At 47.7% G+C, this 16421-nt stretch carries 16 protein-coding genes; 12 read left to right on the top strand and 4 right to left on the bottom strand.

Annotation, left to right across the window (positions count from 1 at the left end):
* Positions 1 to 36 precede the first annotated feature (36 nt).
* The 4 genes from M1D61_RS18250 to M1D61_RS18235 form a co-directional block, all read right to left on the bottom strand.
* Complete coding sequence (locus tag M1D61_RS18250; protein WP_458120025.1) at positions 37 to 1371, bottom strand: anti sigma factor C-terminal domain-containing protein; 1335 nt, start codon at positions 1369 to 1371, stop codon at positions 37 to 39.
* A complete protein-coding gene (locus M1D61_RS18245) occupies positions 1364 to 1870 on the bottom strand; it encodes a sigma-70 family RNA polymerase sigma factor (RefSeq protein WP_458120024.1) in 507 nt (168 codons plus the stop codon). The genes M1D61_RS18250 and M1D61_RS18245 overlap by 8 nt, the downstream gene beginning before the upstream one ends.
* Positions 1871 to 2118: 248 nt before the next feature.
* Positions 2119 to 3375: a stalk domain-containing protein gene (locus M1D61_RS18240; RefSeq protein ID WP_458120023.1), complete on the bottom strand. Its 1257-nt coding sequence runs from the start codon at positions 3373 to 3375 to the stop codon at positions 2119 to 2121.
* Positions 3376 to 3821: 446 nt separating this feature from the next.
* Positions 3822 to 4889, bottom strand: coding sequence for a permease (locus M1D61_RS18235; RefSeq protein WP_458120022.1), 1068 nt, complete (start codon positions 4887 to 4889; stop codon positions 3822 to 3824).
* A gap of 256 nt (positions 4890 to 5145) precedes the next feature.
* On the opposite strand from M1D61_RS18235, the gene selD reads away from it, so the two are divergent.
* The 12 genes from selD to M1D61_RS18175 all read left to right on the top strand — a co-directional run bounded on the left by selD (position 5146) and on the right by M1D61_RS18175 (position 16350).
* Positions 5146 to 6198, top strand: coding sequence for a selenide, water dikinase SelD (gene selD / locus M1D61_RS18230; RefSeq protein WP_458120021.1), 1053 nt, complete (start codon positions 5146 to 5148; stop codon positions 6196 to 6198).
* 124 nt (positions 6199 to 6322) lie between these two features.
* Positions 6323 to 7372: a tRNA 2-selenouridine(34) synthase MnmH gene (gene mnmH / locus M1D61_RS18225; protein WP_458120020.1), complete on the top strand. Its 1050-nt coding sequence runs from the start codon at positions 6323 to 6325 to the stop codon at positions 7370 to 7372.
* Positions 7373 to 7962: 590 nt separating this feature from the next.
* The gene (locus M1D61_RS18220; RefSeq protein WP_458120019.1) at positions 7963 to 8640 is read left to right on the top strand and encodes a Na-translocating system protein MpsC family protein; all 678 of its coding nucleotides are present in this window, start codon (positions 7963 to 7965) and stop codon (positions 8638 to 8640) included.
* A 131-nt stretch (positions 8641 to 8771) separates the two neighbouring features.
* A complete protein-coding gene (locus M1D61_RS18215) occupies positions 8772 to 9155 on the top strand; it encodes a response regulator (RefSeq protein ID WP_458120018.1) in 384 nt (127 codons plus the stop codon).
* A 69-nt stretch (positions 9156 to 9224) separates the two neighbouring features.
* Positions 9225 to 9902, top strand: a complete 678-nt coding sequence (locus M1D61_RS18210) for a DUF2294 domain-containing protein (protein ID WP_458120017.1) — start codon at positions 9225 to 9227, stop codon at positions 9900 to 9902.
* A 223-nt stretch (positions 9903 to 10125) separates the two neighbouring features.
* Positions 10126 to 10800, top strand: coding sequence for a Na-translocating system protein MpsC family protein (locus M1D61_RS18205; RefSeq protein ID WP_458120016.1), 675 nt, complete (start codon positions 10126 to 10128; stop codon positions 10798 to 10800).
* 160 nt (positions 10801 to 10960) lie between these two features.
* The gene (locus M1D61_RS18200; protein WP_458120015.1) at positions 10961 to 11353 is read left to right on the top strand and encodes a response regulator; all 393 of its coding nucleotides are present in this window, start codon (positions 10961 to 10963) and stop codon (positions 11351 to 11353) included.
* A 249-nt stretch (positions 11354 to 11602) separates the two neighbouring features.
* Positions 11603 to 12244 (top strand): deoxynucleoside kinase, encoded by a 642-nt coding sequence (locus M1D61_RS18195; RefSeq protein ID WP_458120014.1) that lies wholly within the window; start codon positions 11603 to 11605, stop codon positions 12242 to 12244.
* Entirely contained in the window at positions 12222 to 12893 is a 672-nt protein-coding gene (locus tag M1D61_RS18190; protein WP_458120013.1) for a deoxynucleoside kinase, read from the top strand. The genes M1D61_RS18195 and M1D61_RS18190 overlap by 23 nt, the downstream gene beginning before the upstream one ends.
* A 297-nt stretch (positions 12894 to 13190) precedes the next feature.
* Complete coding sequence (locus tag M1D61_RS18185; protein WP_458120012.1) at positions 13191 to 13703, top strand: type IV pilus modification PilV family protein; 513 nt, start codon at positions 13191 to 13193, stop codon at positions 13701 to 13703.
* Complete coding sequence (locus M1D61_RS18180) at positions 13687 to 14373, top strand: prepilin-type N-terminal cleavage/methylation domain-containing protein (RefSeq protein ID WP_458120011.1); 687 nt, start codon at positions 13687 to 13689, stop codon at positions 14371 to 14373. Before M1D61_RS18185 ends, M1D61_RS18180 begins: the two co-directional genes overlap by 17 nt.
* Positions 14374 to 14388: 15 nt before the next feature.
* On the top strand, positions 14389 to 16350 hold the full coding sequence (locus M1D61_RS18175) for a hypothetical protein (RefSeq protein WP_458120010.1): 1962 nt from the start codon (positions 14389 to 14391) through the stop codon (positions 16348 to 16350).
* Positions 16351 to 16421 lie beyond the last annotated feature (71 nt).

Raw genomic sequence — 16421 nt, 5'->3', positions numbered from 1 at the left:
TCTTTTTGTATGTGCTGCTTATTCACTTCATTCATTCTAATCTTCCCAATTCCACAACCGTACTTCCCCCAATTCAATACGATGGGCAAATGCTTCATTTTTGAGCTTCAATACTTCCTTGGTAGGCCCGGTCACTGCCATGCCATAGATCTGCACGCCGTTTTGCTCAATATAACGGGTAATCCGGTCAAAATCGTAAAAGGGAGCTGGCGCGCGCAGGATTCCTTTGTAAGGCTGGATCAAGTGCAACGTGTCGAGGAAGTTTTGATCCCGTATATCTCCACTGCCGTAGTCCTGCACTGTCGGATAGCTGTAGCTGGAACTGCTGGTGCGGCTGAACCAGCCGATCTTTTCTTCGCTGTGATGAAGCAGCGTCTGATCCGAATTATGCCAGAGCGGCTCATACGGGAACCCGATCACATTACTCAACATGGAAGATCCTGATTCGTTCATATCACTATCGGTTCCTGGACGTACAGCCAGCCAGAGCGGCTTCATATTCCTGCCTTTGAACAGCTGCAGCGCCTGGTCTGTGCTGTAGTATTTATCAAAGCTGATAAAAGCTTCAACTACCGTACCCTCCGGCAAATGTTCGAGACGCTCCCATGTCGCTGCGCTGTCATTGGAGACATTCGAACCTGGAGGCTGAAAAGGCAGAGAAGACGGAGTACTTTCTGTCAGCCAATCGGTATTGTACGTACGTGCGAAGTTAAACGTGATATCTACAGAGTAGTCTGCGATTTTGACCTGGCTGCTGCCGATTTGTTTCTCCATTGCACCTTTGATATGTAGGCCGGTTGGGTCAACATTGGCACCGGCGCTATCCAGGGACACATTCGGCTGGGTCACGGCAATAGCGGAACGAATCACGTCCCGGTAAGTATCGAGACGACCATTTTCTCCAATGCCGTAATAAATAATATTAAAGATCGAACATACGAAAATAAAAGCGAAAAATGCTCCAATCACAATCCCCGCAGTGCCCGAGCGCGAACGCCATTTGCTGCGCCGCATGATCCGCCGGACTTTTTTCTGATCCATCCGTTCATCGGTATAGAGCTGACCATACCGTCGCATAAAGGCCGGCTTCATTTTCGGGAAAGCAGCACTTGCGGAATGATCTTTATCCCGATGCTGCGCATGGTTCCCATTCAGCGGTTCATTCTGATCCACCTGTCGCTCGGTGGAATGCTGTTCATCCAAGTCCGTCTGTTCACCCATGTACTGCTGTTCGTCCCGATCCAGCTGTTCACCGACGTACTGCTGGTACTGTTCCAGCTTATTCAGTTCCTGTTCGACCTCGGCACGCTGCTCATCGGATAATTTGCCGTCATAATAATCCTGCAGCTTCTGTCTAAAAGGGTCACTCATCGTGGTCACCGCCTTTGTGAATATCGCGTAATCGCTGCCGTCCGCGAAACAGCAGCACTTTGAAATAGGACAGCGATATATCCATGATCGCTGAAGATTCCTGATAGGAGAACTGGTGAAAGTCATACAGGAGAACAGCCTGCTTTTGCATAAGAGGCAGCTGATCCAGCTGGTAGATGATTTGCTCCATTTGCTCCTGTTTAATGAATTGGTTGTCTGGCGCAGTCTGCGGATCGGTCATTTGATTGAAAAAGGCTGGTTCCTGCACCTGCTGCCGCTTTCGTTTGCGCTGGTCGTCGATAAAGGCATGATAGGCTGCCCGGAACAGCCATGGTTTTACCTTTTCGCCGTTATACACTTCCAGATACAGATAAGCCCGGTAAAAGGTCTCCTGCATCAGGTCTTCCGCCGTATGATGATTGCGGCTTAATGAATACAGATACCGGTAGATGTCATGTGTGTACTGCCTGTATAATTCATCCAGATGTTTGGACACCATAACCTCCTTTCACTGTAACCACGTGTGAAACTGGAAAATGTTACATATTTGGCATGGAAATTATAAATATGCCGAAATGAAGTACGGAGCTAAAAAGAAATAAAATGCAGAACTAAAAAGCAATATGTAATACATACCTGGATCGAAATATATAAAAAAGGACGGTAAAATCTCACCGTCCTAATATCCTGTATCTTTTCTTGGCATCCGTATCCATGGTACAAGCCGCATGTGATCCATATAATACGTTACTTGTTAAATTCCACCGACTGATGCATCGCATCCATGGCATTCTGGCCAATGATACCGAGGCGCCAGATGGCGATACCTTTCAGATCGTAGCGCTTGGCGAGACCGATCTTGCTGTTCACCGAGCTGGCATCTTCGCTGCTCAGCGAGATGCCGAGGATCAGCTTGCTTTTATTCACCTGCTTCAGTGCCAGCTGGATCGCATTGTCCACTTTGTTGATCGGCTCGGGGCTCTTTTTGTCGGTATAATCGTATGCCATAATAATCAGATCATCTGCCAGCGTACCGAGCGTTTTGTAATCGTAGCCGGTATAGGAGCTGTTCAGCGGGTGCAGTGCCAGCGTCAGCTTGAGTCCCTGCTGATGGGCTTTGGTGGCGATATTTTTGACAAAGGCGTTGTAGTCGGTTCGGGCTTTGGCTTTGTCGCCGCTCCAGCCGAGTCCTTCAAAGTCCAGCACGATGCCTTTGAATCCTTTGCTGGTCGCGGTATCGATGATCGATTGGATTGTCTGGTTTTGCAGCGTTTTATTCTCCAGGTTCTTGGTCAGTTCGCCATGGCCGTCTACCGAATAGACCATCAGGTAAGGAGAAGTTCCCTGTGCGGCAGTATTCTGTATAATCGATTCCGGTGTATCGCTGCCGGAAGCCTGAGGCCATTTGAACTCCGTATTGGAAGTGGAGAATTTGCCTTCGGTCGTAATGCGGCTCCAGCCGTAAGCTACCGTGTCAAAATTCGGTACCATCGCGCGCTCGTCATATGAAGAGATCGCATAGAATCCCAGCGTATACAGATCTTCTGCCGGCGAAGTGATCGAGACGGTGCGAGTGGAGGCATTCCATTTCACATCCGCACCGAACTGCTGGCTGAAAAAGCTCAGCGGGATCATGGTATTGTTGCTGATCGTCTGCGGTGCTACCGCCAGAGTGACTTTTTGACCATCTACCGTGGCTGTTTTACTGTTCATGGTGAGTACGACTTTCTTATTGCCATTCGTACCGGGAGCTGTCGCAGTAATTGTCCTGGAGGATTGATTCCAGCTGACCGGGATGCCGAGTGCTTCGGCAATCGCCCGGAAAGGGACCATCGTCGTGCCGCTGATCATCGTCGGTGCAACTGGAAACGGCAGATTGTAACCGTCCAGTGTAATGCTTACCTGGCTGTTCGCTGCGTGGGTCACCGGGCTTAGCGAAGTGCTGCTCCAGATACCGGTGCACAGCATACTGCTGCATAATGCTACTTTAAGTATGTTTTTCATAGGGTTGCTCCTGTTCCATTCAAGTATGAAGCTATATCCTGACCATTACAAAATAGAGAAATAGCAAAGTAGAGAAGTAAGGAAGTTGCGATTCGTCAGTTATATATATCCATCGTCAGCCTGGGAGCAGTGGTGGACTGCTCTCTATCCGTGGTCAGGAGAAATAAATAACGCTATACTATTATACTAAAATATGGATGGTTTGTTACTCACAGCCGAATGATATTTTTGTCATTAAGTATATGTTCGACTATCCACCTCTATTTATGGAAATAGACAACAAAGAGCCTGCTTCAGCGATACACCGAAGCAGGCTCTTTTCCAAGATCCATTGCTCATTACCATACGAGATCACATTACTCATTGCCACACAAGACAATACCAATCATTTCCACGCAAAATAACATCACGAGCTATTATCCAGTTATCCGATCAACCATCAGCCATTACAGTACCCACATACCGACGAGTCCGCACAGAATACCGAGCACAACGACCGATCCGGCGACGAACAGCATGACCTTGAGCGGGAATGAACGAGCGATCATCAGCATCGACGGCAGGCTGATCGCGGGCAGGGTGAGCATGAGTGCTGCTGCCGGACCGGCGCCCATACCGAGGTTCATAAAGGACTGGATAATCGGAATCTCTGCCGCTGTCGGAATGACGAACAGCATCCCGGCAAGCGCGAATCCGGCGATCACAAGCAGGCTGTTGCCTGTCGAGATATCCATCGTCGGGAACAGCCACACCCGTGCTGCACCAAGCAGCAGAACGAAAATAATATATGCCGGTACAATGCCGATCAGCATATTCAGAATACTTTTGCCCCAGCGTACCATCAGCGGCTGCTCGGGTGCAGGCGGTGGCGTCACATTGGGATCATCCACCTTCATTTCATCCGGCAGCTTCTCGGCCGGTACGAACCGGTTCGCCAGATAACTGACACCAAAGACGAGAATAAGACCGAACACGAGACGCAGCAGCGTGAATTTCCACGACAGTACAAACGTCATAAAGACCAGTGTCGCCGGATTAAGCGTCGGGTTACCGATCCAGAACGCCAGACTGGCGCCCACAGAAGCCTGTTTCTTGCGCATACCGACCGCGATCGGTGCTGCGCAGCAGCTGCACATCATCCCGGGCAGTGAAGCGACGCCCGCCAGTGCGGTACTGCGGAAGTCCGCTTTGCCGAGCACACGCAGCAGCCACTGGGCAGGCAGCATCACCTGCAGCAGCGAACCGAGCAGAATACCGAAAACGGCTGCTTTCCATACGGCTTTGAAATAAACGACTGCATAACCCCAGGCCGCTTCCCAGGATGGCGATCCTCCGGCAGCATCTCCCAGAATGGAAGCTCCGATGGAATGATCGGCTGCTGCTTTGAATGCTTTATGGTAATAGGGCCACCATTTCACATACATTAGCCCTGCAACGACAATAACCAAAAAGGCAACGACCAGCCAGATGACTTTCTTGTTCGGCTGACGTAAGCCTGTATCCGTTGTGTGCATATTGTTCCTCCTGAATAAAATATCAAACCAACTAACGTATCTATCCAAGTGAGCCGCAAGAGCAGATCACAAGTGTAAATTATAGCATAAAAATATAAGCGGAAACGTACGCTGCATCGAATAATTTGCCGGGCTAGTGGTATAATTAATAAAGTGCTGTTCTAAAATCATATTACAGGGAGGCAGGAGACGTTAGACCCTTCTGCAGCCTTCCATAGATACTGTACAAACCCCATACCGGAAAGGAACGATATATATGTCATCAACCGATACAATCAAATTAACTTCTCTCTCTTCCAAAGGCGGCTGCGGCTGCAAAATTGGCCCTGCCGATCTGGCACAGGTACTGCGCAATCTGCCGCAGGCGATTCCCAATCCGAATCTGCTCGTTGGACTGGATACGAGCGATGATGCAGGCGTATACCGTCTGACCGATGATCTGGCGATTGTCCAGACGCTGGACTTTTTCACCCCGATCGTGGATGATCCGTACTCCTTTGGCCAGGTCGCTGCAGCAAATGCAATCAGCGATATCTACGCCATGGGCGGCAAGCCGCTCACTGCGCTGAATATCGTCGCTTTCCCGATCCATACGCTGGATAAGCAGATCCTGACCGATATTCTACGCGGCGCCGGTGACAAGATGGCCGAAGCCGGTGTGACTCTTGTCGGTGGTCACTCCATCGATGACAAGGAGCCCAAGTTCGGCCTCGCAGTAACCGGAACCGTGCATCCGGACCGCGTACGTACCAATGCAGGTGCCCAGCCGGGCGATCAGCTGATCCTGACCAAGCCGATCGGTGTAGGCATTCTGACCACATCCGTCAAAAAAGACCAGTTGAGCGAAGCGGAAGTGGCGCGCGTTACCCAGGTGATGAGCACGCTGAACAAGACCGCTGCCGAGACGATGGATGCGTATGAAGTGCATGCCTGCACTGATGTGACCGGATTCGGTCTGCTCGGTCATGCTTCCGAAATGGCCAAAGGCAGCGGTACAGGCATCGTGATTCACCAGCATCAGGTTCCTATGCTGCCGCGTGTACGTGAACTGGCAGAAAGCGGATTTGTACCGGGTGGTACCAAAAACAACTATGCCCATCTGGAAGGGGATGTTACTTTCCCGGCGGAGATGGATCAGATTGATCAGTGGATTCTGTGCGATGCGGTGACTTCCGGCGGACTGCTGATTGCGGTCGCTGAACATGATGCTGCCCAGCTGCTGAGCGATCTGCTGGCGGCAGGTGTCGAAGCGGCACATATCGGTGAAGTGACTGCCGATCATCCGGGTCATATCCGGGTACAGGTATAATTTGTTAGGCAAGTAAGTATATTTGAATTTAAAATGCACATCCTGCTCAAGGAATGTATGCTTCATACGTGAGGCATGCACTCCTTTGGCGGGTGTGATTTCATAACTTAAGGAGCGGATGGTTTTGTTTCAGGATATCACCATAGAAGAACTGCTGAAGAAACGGGCCAGCGGCGAGATTACGACGATCGATGTGCGTTCGCCGTCGGAATACCGGAATGCTACCATTCCGGGCAGCCTGAATATTCCTTTATTTGATGATGAGGAACGTGCAGAAGTCGGTACGATCTACAAGCAGGTCGGTACCGAACAGGCCAAAAAGCGCGGTCTGGAGATCGCTTCGGCCAAACTGCCTGATTTTATCGCCAGTTTCCAGCAGATTGAAGGTCCAAAGGCAGTCTTTTGCTGGCGCGGCGGCATGCGCAGCAAGACGACAGCGACCGTTCTGTCATTGATGGGTGTACAGACGTACCGGCTGTCCGGCGGTGTACGCGCCTATCGGCAGTGGATCGTGGAGGAACTGGGTCAGCTGCAGCTGAACACACCGGCATTTGTACTGAACGGGCATACCGGCAACGGTAAGACACTCATGCTGGAAAAGCTGCAGCAGCAAGGTTATCCGGTCATTGATCTGGAAGCTATGGCCGGTCATCGTGGATCTGTATTTGGCGGCATCGGCCTGCAGGTGAACAATCAGAAAGCTTTTGATTCCCTGCTGATTGAGCGGCTGAACGAGATCGGAAAGGCTCCCTATATACTGTTCGAAGCCGAGAGCCGGCGTATCGGCAAGGTCGAAGTCCCTGCCTTTCTGCTGGACAAAAAGGAACAGGGTACCCATCTGTGGGTAGAGCTGCCGATGACAGAGCGTGTGCGTCATATTATGGAAGATTATCGCCCGACGGAGCACAAGGAAGAATGCCTGTCCGCCTTCGAGCGCATCAAGGCGCATATTCACCAGCCGATCGGCGTGCAGATTGAAGAAGCACTGCATACCGATCAGTATGAGCAGGCGATTGCGCTGCTGCTGGAATATTATTATGATCCCAAATACCAGTACTCTGCCGATAAAATGAAAAATGCCCGGCGCATCATCATTCAGGCGCAGAATGTGGATGAAGCGGTAGAGAAAATCAAGGCCTGTCTGGCGGAAGTATCCATTCCTCAGCAGAGTTAACCTGTAAATAAAAGCTGTCCTCCGGCAGCAGAGCGGAATCGCCCATCAGGGTGACCCACTCTCCATACTGCCGGGTGACAGCTTTTTTTATGAATTAGTGCGGATTATAAAAGGGGTCTAAGGCCATATTCATTCGGTCTGACTTCACTGGCCTGACAGTAAAAAATAATGAATACAGTTCCGAAAAAAAGGAAGATGTAATTCGCGAATTGAATAATTGAGCTATTTGTATTATCTTAATGAATATAGAGAAACAGTAGGTAATATACGGATACAATAAGCCGCAGTAGGAGTGAAATGTCCATACAAAATGGACTATGCCAAGCAGGGGCTGTTTATGATGCAGTTCGGTTACTTCATATATTCGTCGATTGATATAATGGTTTATAATAGGTATGGAAGGTTATATACGATGAGGCTTTTTTGAATTTTCTTTCTTTTTAGCGCGGATATTGTATATTTACCTGAGAAATAGGCGTATACTCGTACTGAATACTCATTTCCGATACTTTATCGGATATATAGGAGATGTGTCCTTATTAGGGAGCGGGTATATCCTTGTTTTCATTCTGGTCAGGAGCATTTCCAAATTGGATAAAAAAGAATTGATTAGCCGCGGAACCAGCTATATTTCTAAGCTGCTGCGGAGTCGCTTTGGAAAAGGACCCCAATCGGTATATATATATTTATCAGAGTATTGTATTATTATTCATCTCAAAAACTTTATGAGTCCGGTGGAAGAATTTCTGCTGGATCAAAAAGAAGAGCGTGCTTTCCTGTATACAAGGGAATTGATTATGAAGTCCCTGCTGCCGGAATTAAAACAATTTTTTCAGGATCATTTAAATCTGGACGTGGATGAGTTATATTATGATTGGGGGATGCATAACGCGTCCGGGATCATTGGCGGATTGTTTGATTCCAATTATGGTGAAGCGCCGGATTATGAAGGCAAGCAAAAGCTGCATGAGTACATTTTGGATGCTACCACATTGGTCCAGAAAAAAGCTGATTTTATTGACTCCTGGTGGGTCAACCCCAGAACGCTGGTCATCTTTCGAAAGGGTATAACCGTACTGCTGGAAAAAGAACTGTTGGATCTGGGGTATGAAAATGAACTGAGATCCGCTAAGCGTAATCTGGAGAAGAGAATTTTGTTGGAGTATGCCGATCTGGACCCTATACTCCACAAAAATTTGGAAGATATTTATATTGACTGGAATTTTGATACAGATCATAGTATGTTTGTATATACGTTTGCAGAATAATTCTGTGTGGAAAACAAAATAGGGATTCGGTAATAATTCAGACATAATGCATGCGCTGAAATTAGGCCGGGGATTGAGTTCATTGTAGAGAACTCTTTCTTCGGTCTATTTTTTTGAAAGGATGATTAAGAGTGAAACAGGATAAGACCACCGTTCTCTATATCGGTAGCGATCGGATCAACCTGGCTCTGCTGCGATTATTGTTCCGCAAAAAATTGTCTGATCTAACATTGCTGGAGACAGATGATACAATCAAAGGAATAGAGATTGCCCACACTCACAAGCCTGTATTAATTATGGTCGATATTCAATTTCCGGTAGCGAACAAATATGATATCCTCTCTATTCTGAAATCCTGCCCGGATACAGCAGCTATCCCCATCTGGGCGATCAGCGCCTGTGCCTTTAACGAGGAAATAGCCAAAGGAATACAGGCCGGATTCAACCGTTATATTACCAAACCGATTGATCTGAAAACATTCATACAACGGATACGGATGGATATAGCAATCTAGTCATGCAGATATATCCCAACTGAATAACGGATGTATCCTACCAATTTAGCTGGGAGTGTGTAATAATCATTGAACCACAAAAATATAATCACCCAAGCCACCAGTTATACTACCAAATTACTAAGGAACCGATTCGGCAAAGGTCCGGAGTCGGTCTCCATTTATCTGTGCGACCGGTGTATTGTTTTGCATCTGAAAAACTTCCTCAGTCCGGTAGAGAAGTTCCTGCTTAGCCAGGAAGAAGAGCAGGCTTTTCGCCATACTCGTGAATTAATTATGAAGTCCCTGCTGCCCGAGCTGCGAAGCTTCCTTCATGACAAGCTGCAGCTGGAAGTGACTGATATGCATTACGACTGGGGACTGTATAATGCTTCCGGAGTCGTCGTTGGATTGCTGCAGAGCGATCTAGAACTAACACCCGATTATGAAGGCAAGGAACTGCTGCATCAGCAGATTATCCGGGCGACCAGCGAACTGCAGAAGCCGCCGGCCTGGATCGATTCCTGGTGGATTAATCCCAAAACATTATTCGTTTTTCGCCAGGGCCTGACCATCCTGCTGGAAAAGGAATTTATCGGTCTCGGTTATGAGAACATGCTGCGTATGACCAAAGGGAAATTGGAAAAGTCTCTGCTGGAGAGTCATGTACAGGTAGAACAGATTTTTGATAAAAAGCTGGCTGATCTGTATGTCGACTGGAGCTTTGATCATGACCATAGCATTATTATTTATACATTTCATAACTAGCTCTTCGTGTAGAAGGATACAGTTCTTTTGGATGGTAAAACATTAAATTTTATGCATTGTATGATCCATTTTACCTGTTTACTGGAAAAAGGTCGATTATCACCAATTAGTTAAGGTATACTTAGCGTGGATCACTCAGATCTCGGAATTGAATATTCCAAGCGCCGTAACCCCGGTGGATGATGAGTTATCTTTTTCTTATTTTCCTAAGGGGGTGTACGCATTGAAATATAGACAGTTCGTCAGTCAGGCCACCAGCTTTACGACCAAGCTGCTGCGTGAACGATTTGGTAAAGGACCGCAATCGGTGCATATCTCTCTGAATGACCGATGCATTATTTTTCATCTGCGGGAGTTTATCAGTCCGGTAGAGAATTTCCTGGTAAATCAGGAAGAAGAAGAAGCGTTCCGTTACACACGTGAGCTGATCATGAAGTCGATGCTGCCGGAATTGAGCGCATTTCTGGAAGAGAATCTCGAGACGAAAGTGAACGACATGTATTACGACTGGGGCATGCACAATGCTTCCGGAATCATTGTCGGCCTGCTCGATGAAGAGTGGAAAAAAACCGTGGAGTACGGTGGTTGGGAATCGGTTCATGCACAGATTACCGAACTCAGCCAGTATATTCAAAAGCCGCCGGAACTGATAACTTCCTGGTGGGCCAATCCCAAAACATTAGTCATCTTTCGACAGGGTATACTCATACTGATTGAGAAAGAACTAATCGATCTGGGACAGGGCAATCTGCTCAAAACAGCCAAACGCCGGCTGGAAAAGCGGATGCTCGTGCAGGAAGTCCAGCTGGAGACCGTACTGGACAAAAAAGTCGCTGATCTGTACGTCGATTGGCGATTTGATCAGGATCACAGCCTTATTGTTTATGTTTTTGAATAATGATAATAAGAGATTGGAATAGTGCGATATCAAATTGAATAGATACGGTAATATACCAGACATTTGATGCGCTGAGATAGGCCGAAGAGAACGGGAGCAATAAGGTTCCTTCTCTTCGGCCTTTTATTTTATTAGATGGAATAGAGAGAGGATGAACTAATTGAATTCAGCTCTGAAAGAAATTTTATATATTGAAGATGATCAGCTGAGTACATTAACCATGCGCCATATTTTCAAGAAAAAATTTCCGGGCTTAAAATTAGTAGAGGCTTCTACAGCACAACAGGGGATTGAACTGGCGATCAGACGAAGACCGTTTCTGATTCTGGTGGATATTTTGCTGCCGGATATGAGTGGATATGAGAGTCTGAATTACCTGCAAACCCATGAAAAGACCCGCCTTACTCCGGTCTGGGCAGTAACTGCCTGCGCCATGGACAGCGATATTCGCAGAGGGATGGAGGCGGGCTTTGAACGCTATATTACCAAACCGATTGATATGAAGCGATTCATCCAATTAATGAATATCCATGTCATTAATGTAGAAGTCTGAATCAAAGAGTCGTACGCCATGACAGCAGTTGCAGCTGCTGCATAGGCTTATAGTATAACTCTTACCTTATTATTCGTATACTATCTAGAGCTGGATCACCTATTTTGTTAATATATAGCAGGAAGTCTGATCAGAGAGCAGACTTCCTGCTATTATTTTAGATAAATACATATCGTCACAAAAACATTTCATGATACAATACATAAAGTCTATTAACGAACATGTGATACAGGAAGGACATTCATACCCATGATACAATCCCCGTTTATCGCCGTGGAAGGCCCGATCGGCGCTGGCAAGACTACCCTTTCTTCCATGCTGGCAGAAGAGTTGAATCTCCCCATTATCAAGGAAATCGTTGAGGAAAATCCATTTCTCGGCAAGTTTTATGACAATATCGATGAGTGGAGTTTCCAGCTGGAAATGTTCTTTCTCTGCAATCGGTACAAGCAGCTCGAAGACACCGGTGTGCAGTACATTTCTCGCAATCAGCCGGTCATCTCGGATTATCATATTTACAAGAACATGATCTTTGCCGAGCGTACGCTCAAAGGGGTCAAGCGGGACAAATACCGCCAGATCTATCATGTGCTGACCGATGATCTGCCCAAGCCGGATATTATCATCTATATTCGTGCAAGCCTGGATACCCTGCTGGCCCGGATTGAGAAGCGCGGCCGCGTTTTCGAGGAAGCGATGGATACGGCGTATCTGGAGCAGCTGATGGCGGATTATGATGAAGCGATGGCTTCGATCGCCGTGCGCGAGCCGGAGACGAAGATTATTACCATTGACGGAGACAGCATTGATTTCGTGGAAAACCGGGAGCAATTTGATCATATTGCCTCTCAATTAAAGGAGCTTATACATGAACGAATACAACATACCTGATAATGCACTGATTACCATTGCCGGAACGGTAGGTGTCGGCAAATCCACGCTGACCGCAGTGCTGGCTGAACGCCTGAACTTCAAGACTTCCCTCGAGAAGGTCGATCATAACCCTTATCTGGAGAAGTTCTATCATGACTTCGAACGCTGGAGCTTTCATCTGCAGATCTATTTCCTGGCTGAACGCTTTAAGGAACAAAAGCATATTTTCGAAGCCGGCGGCGGTTATGTACAGGATCGTTCGATCTATGAAGATACCGGCATTTTCGCCAAAATGCATGCCGATAAAGGCACCATGTCCGCAACCGATTATGAGACATACACCAGCCTGTTCGAGGCGATGGTGATGACTCCGTATTTCCCGCACCCGGATGTGCTGATCTATCTGGAAGGCAGCCTGCCGTCCATTCTGGCCCGTATCCAGCTGCGCGGACGTCAGATGGAGATCGAGACGGATGTATCCTATTGGGAGCAGATGCATGAACGGTATGTCACCTGGATCAGCGAGTTCAATGCTTGTCCGGTGCTGCGCTTGAATATTGACGAGTACGATGTGAATGATCCGACGTCCATGGACAGCATTCTGTCCGAGGTCAGCCGCATCATTGCCGAATCCCGTCAGAGCAAGCTGAACGGTACACTGGCATAATGCAGCATGGCAGCCTACGCTGCACAGATACAGATAATGATCAGCCTGCGCTCTCAGTCAAAGCTAAAATTATACCCATGCAGTAAGACGATCATATTGAAGATGATATTTACAGCCTGTTCCTACAAGGAGCAGGCTTTTTTGTTATCAAATAATGTCTTCGGCTGAATAACGGGGTTACTTGCTAACTTTTGAGACTATAGACCTAAATAATATGGTCACAAACGCCGAATAATTAAATAGCTAAGTTTTATGAACATGAGTCCCAGTCGACATATTCAACCAAAGGAGTCCATTATGCGTAAAGCTTTCAAGGAGGAGCAAGGATTTACACTTATCGAAGTGATGGCTGCAATCGTAATTCTGTCGATTGTCTCCCTGGGCCTGATGGCTTACTTCAGTAATTCGCTCTCTTTTTCCAAAAGTAATGAGAACAAGACCGTCATGGTGAACCTGGCCCGCAGTGCGCTGGTCTATGCGGAGAAGCAGGATTTTGACAAATGGAAAACCTACCTGGAAGACAATAAAGCGATACAGGCAGAAGGGTGCAAAACGGCGGATAGCTGCAGTAAATACGCCCTGCTGACAGACGACACCGCTGCGCTTTCTTTTATATTGAATCCGGTGATCAATGGCATAACCTATAAAGTGTCCATCAACTCCCAGCTTCAAAGCCAAAATACCGGCTCATCGAAAAAGGCTTCTCCCTATCTCATGCCGATCCAGGTAAAAGTAAAAGGACCCGATATCGAGAGCCGCCAGGGAGATACAGTAGTGGAGGGATATATTACGGATGAGAAGATTCGTTAAGCGGCTGCGCAGCCAGCAAGGATTCACACTGATCGAGATGCTGCCGACTCTGCTGCTGTTGACAATGATCATGACAGCTGTATATGCAGTCGCTACTTTTGGGATGCGCAGTTACAGTCAGATCAATACAGAGAACCGGCTGCGGGAGGAAGGGGATATCATGATGTCCTCGATTATTACGCAGCTGTATACCTTTACCCCGGATCGTGTCAGACAGCTGACTGATCACAGCGGTCAGCCTGCAGGTATCCGGCTGGAGAAAAATGGTGACAAGCCGGAGAGCAAAGACATCTATATTTGCGGTGAGAAGCTCTATCTGGGGGCAAAAATTGAAGGCATTCCGCTTCAACTCAAAATACCTTCGTGTACAGACAGCGAGGCAGCGGTTCCGGTATCGGGCGGCAATACGGCACAGCTGTCACAGCCAGCCAGCACACCGGAGTCATCGGCCGCAGTGAATACGGCGCAATCGCCGGGTATAGATGCCAATCAGCCGCAATGGGTGGAAGCACAATCCCGCCTGGAGGAAGGCTCCATCATCGAGATTGATAACAGAGAAGGAAAAAGCGTATACGAGAGCGGCATTATCAAAATCAATCTAAATCTATCCCATTCGATCATGGGCGGAGATACGGCACAGACATCGCTGGAAAGCAAATTCGGATTCTAGAAAGAAGGAAGCATAATGTTCCGTAACGAACACGATCAGCCGCTGGATAAAAGGCCTTTCTGGCGGCAGGAGCAGGGATCGGCACTCGTCATGGTGATGTTCATCGTGCTGCTGCTCACCGTACTGGGAGTCGCTGTGCTCAGTGCGACAATCGGCGGGGCCCAGCGTACCGAGCTGCGCGAGAATGATGTGCAGAGCCTGCATCTGGCCCAAAAGTCGCTGGATGAAGCGATAGCCTATATTAGCCAGGAGCTGGATCGCCATCAGGATATCGATCCTATGAAATTAAATGGTGTGCTAAAGGGAATTCGGGATGATCTGCAGGCACAGATCAATCAGAAGAAGAGTACAGTGCATACGGAGCTGAATCAGACAGGCTCAGCGTCAGCCCGCCTAACGAATATTCAATATGTAGATAAGGATGTAATGGGATCGACAGAATCTCCAACCCTGTACCATATTACATTAACTGCTCAAGCACAGGTGAACGGTGTCACCCGTACACTGCAGCAGCGGGTAACAATTGATACTTTCCCTGAATTTCTGAATTATGCACTCGGTTCGGAGAGTAATCTAACCCTGAATGGTGCTCCAGCGATTACCGGTAATATCTATTCCGGCAAACTACTGAAGCTGAGCCGCCATGCGGAATATCGGTATAACGGCAGTGGAGATCTCAAGCAGGAGACCATTTATCCGTATCTGTTCCCGGATGGAGAAGCGTATGTGCAGTCGATCGATTCCATTCTCAAAGAAGGCATACCCGTCAACGCCGATACCCGCAGCACCGCGAACACGCTGAATGAATCGCTGGGTATCCCGCTGGAAAATGTCATGATCAAAAACAATAAAAAATTCGTTCAGATCAATCTGGAAGAGACTATGCTGGATAAGGTGACGGAAGCGCTGAACGGCACTTCCAGAACAGATGTACAGCAGTGGTACGAAGAGGAAAATCATAGCTTTGCCGGTCTGGTCGGTACCATCGCAGAAAAGGCGAGACAGCAATCGGCAGCTGATCCGACGGGGCAACCCGGCATGATCCGGGTGGCTGTCAGACCTGTGCCACCTGCCAATCCTGCCAAGGATGCCACAGAAGCGGAATTACAAGATTTTGAGACTCGCAGCCGGTTATATGAGAAGCAGATGACCGAACTGGATGATACATTTAAAAACATGCAGGATTCCATGCTGTTTGACGGTAACCTGGAGCTGGATGGAGTGACCTGTGAACAGATTAACTACCCGGATAAAAATCCGAAGGACTCCGCGGGGAATTCTGCAAATAAAGAATTCAAAAAGTGGCTCATCGTACATGGCGATCTTATCATTAACAATACGCTGGATACGCCTGTACAGATTAGAGCTAATATTATCGTCACCGGCAAAATGATTGTTAAGGGCAAAGCCGATATGGATGCGACCATCTATGTGATGAGTCCTGCTGCGACTGCAGCAGCTTCAGGCGATTCGACAGGTACCGGCAATCAGCCGTCTTCACCAACGGTCTATACCACCATCCTGCAGGATGCAACAATTCGTGATCTGGACGACAAGGAACTGGTACTGATGTCCAAAGGCGGCATTTTATTAAACCGGTTTGATGCTTTTAATAACACGATGATTGGCAATGATTCCAGTACGAAAAAGATCAGAGGTTTCTTTTATACCGAATCTTCAGCCTGGTTGTATGGAGTAGGCTCGATCTTTTCACTGGAGGGTGGATTTTTTGCCCGCGGTAATCTGACGGTCAATGCAGTAGCCGGAACAGCATCGGCAGGCGGATCGTCGATTCAGTTTAACCTGTCCAGCAATCATCAGGACAGCCGCTTCCAGGTAAAATATGACGATAAAATCTTCACCAAACAGCAGCCTTCGGGACTGCCAAGGGTCAAGCAGGTCAATATTCGAGTAGGCAAGCTGGAACTGATCAAGAACGAATCCAATTCGAACAAGAAAGAGGGCAGCAGTTCATAACAAGAGTGGACCCTTGGATCAGGACAGCGTAATTTATTTGATACAGAATACAGAATACAGAATACAGAACG

The sequence above is a fragment of the Paenibacillus sp. Z6-24 genome, assembly GCF_054161335.1.
The sequence above is the reverse complement of the archived record's forward strand: the minus strand, read 5'-3'. Positions and strand labels throughout refer to the sequence as shown.

Bases quoted from the DNA above. Each gene is read 5' to 3' on its own strand.
- M1D61_RS18185 (WP_458120012.1), top strand. From the start codon at position 13,191: ATGCGTAAAGCTTTCAAGGAGGAGCAAGGATTTACACTTATCGAAGTG.
- M1D61_RS18190 (WP_458120013.1), top strand. From the start codon at position 12,222: ATGAACGAATACAACATACCTGATAATGCACTGATTACCATTGCCGGA.
- M1D61_RS18250 (WP_458120025.1), bottom strand. From the start codon at position 1,371: ATGAGTGACCCTTTTAGACAGAAGCTGCAGGATTATTATGACGGCAAA.
- M1D61_RS18175 (WP_458120010.1), top strand. From the start codon at position 14,389: ATGTTCCGTAACGAACACGATCAGCCGCTGGATAAAAGGCCTTTCTGG.
- M1D61_RS18180 (WP_458120011.1), top strand. From the start codon at position 13,687: ATGAGAAGATTCGTTAAGCGGCTGCGCAGCCAGCAAGGATTCACACTG.
- M1D61_RS18235 (WP_458120022.1), bottom strand. From the start codon at position 4,889: ATGCACACAACGGATACAGGCTTACGTCAGCCGAACAAGAAAGTCATC.
- M1D61_RS18240 (WP_458120023.1), bottom strand. From the start codon at position 3,375: ATGAAAAACATACTTAAAGTAGCATTATGCAGCAGTATGCTGTGCACC.
- M1D61_RS18245 (WP_458120024.1), bottom strand. From the start codon at position 1,870: ATGGTGTCCAAACATCTGGATGAATTATACAGGCAGTACACACATGAC.
- selD (WP_458120021.1), top strand. From the start codon at position 5,146: ATGTCATCAACCGATACAATCAAATTAACTTCTCTCTCTTCCAAAGGC.
- M1D61_RS18195 (WP_458120014.1), top strand. From the start codon at position 11,603: ATGATACAATCCCCGTTTATCGCCGTGGAAGGCCCGATCGGCGCTGGC.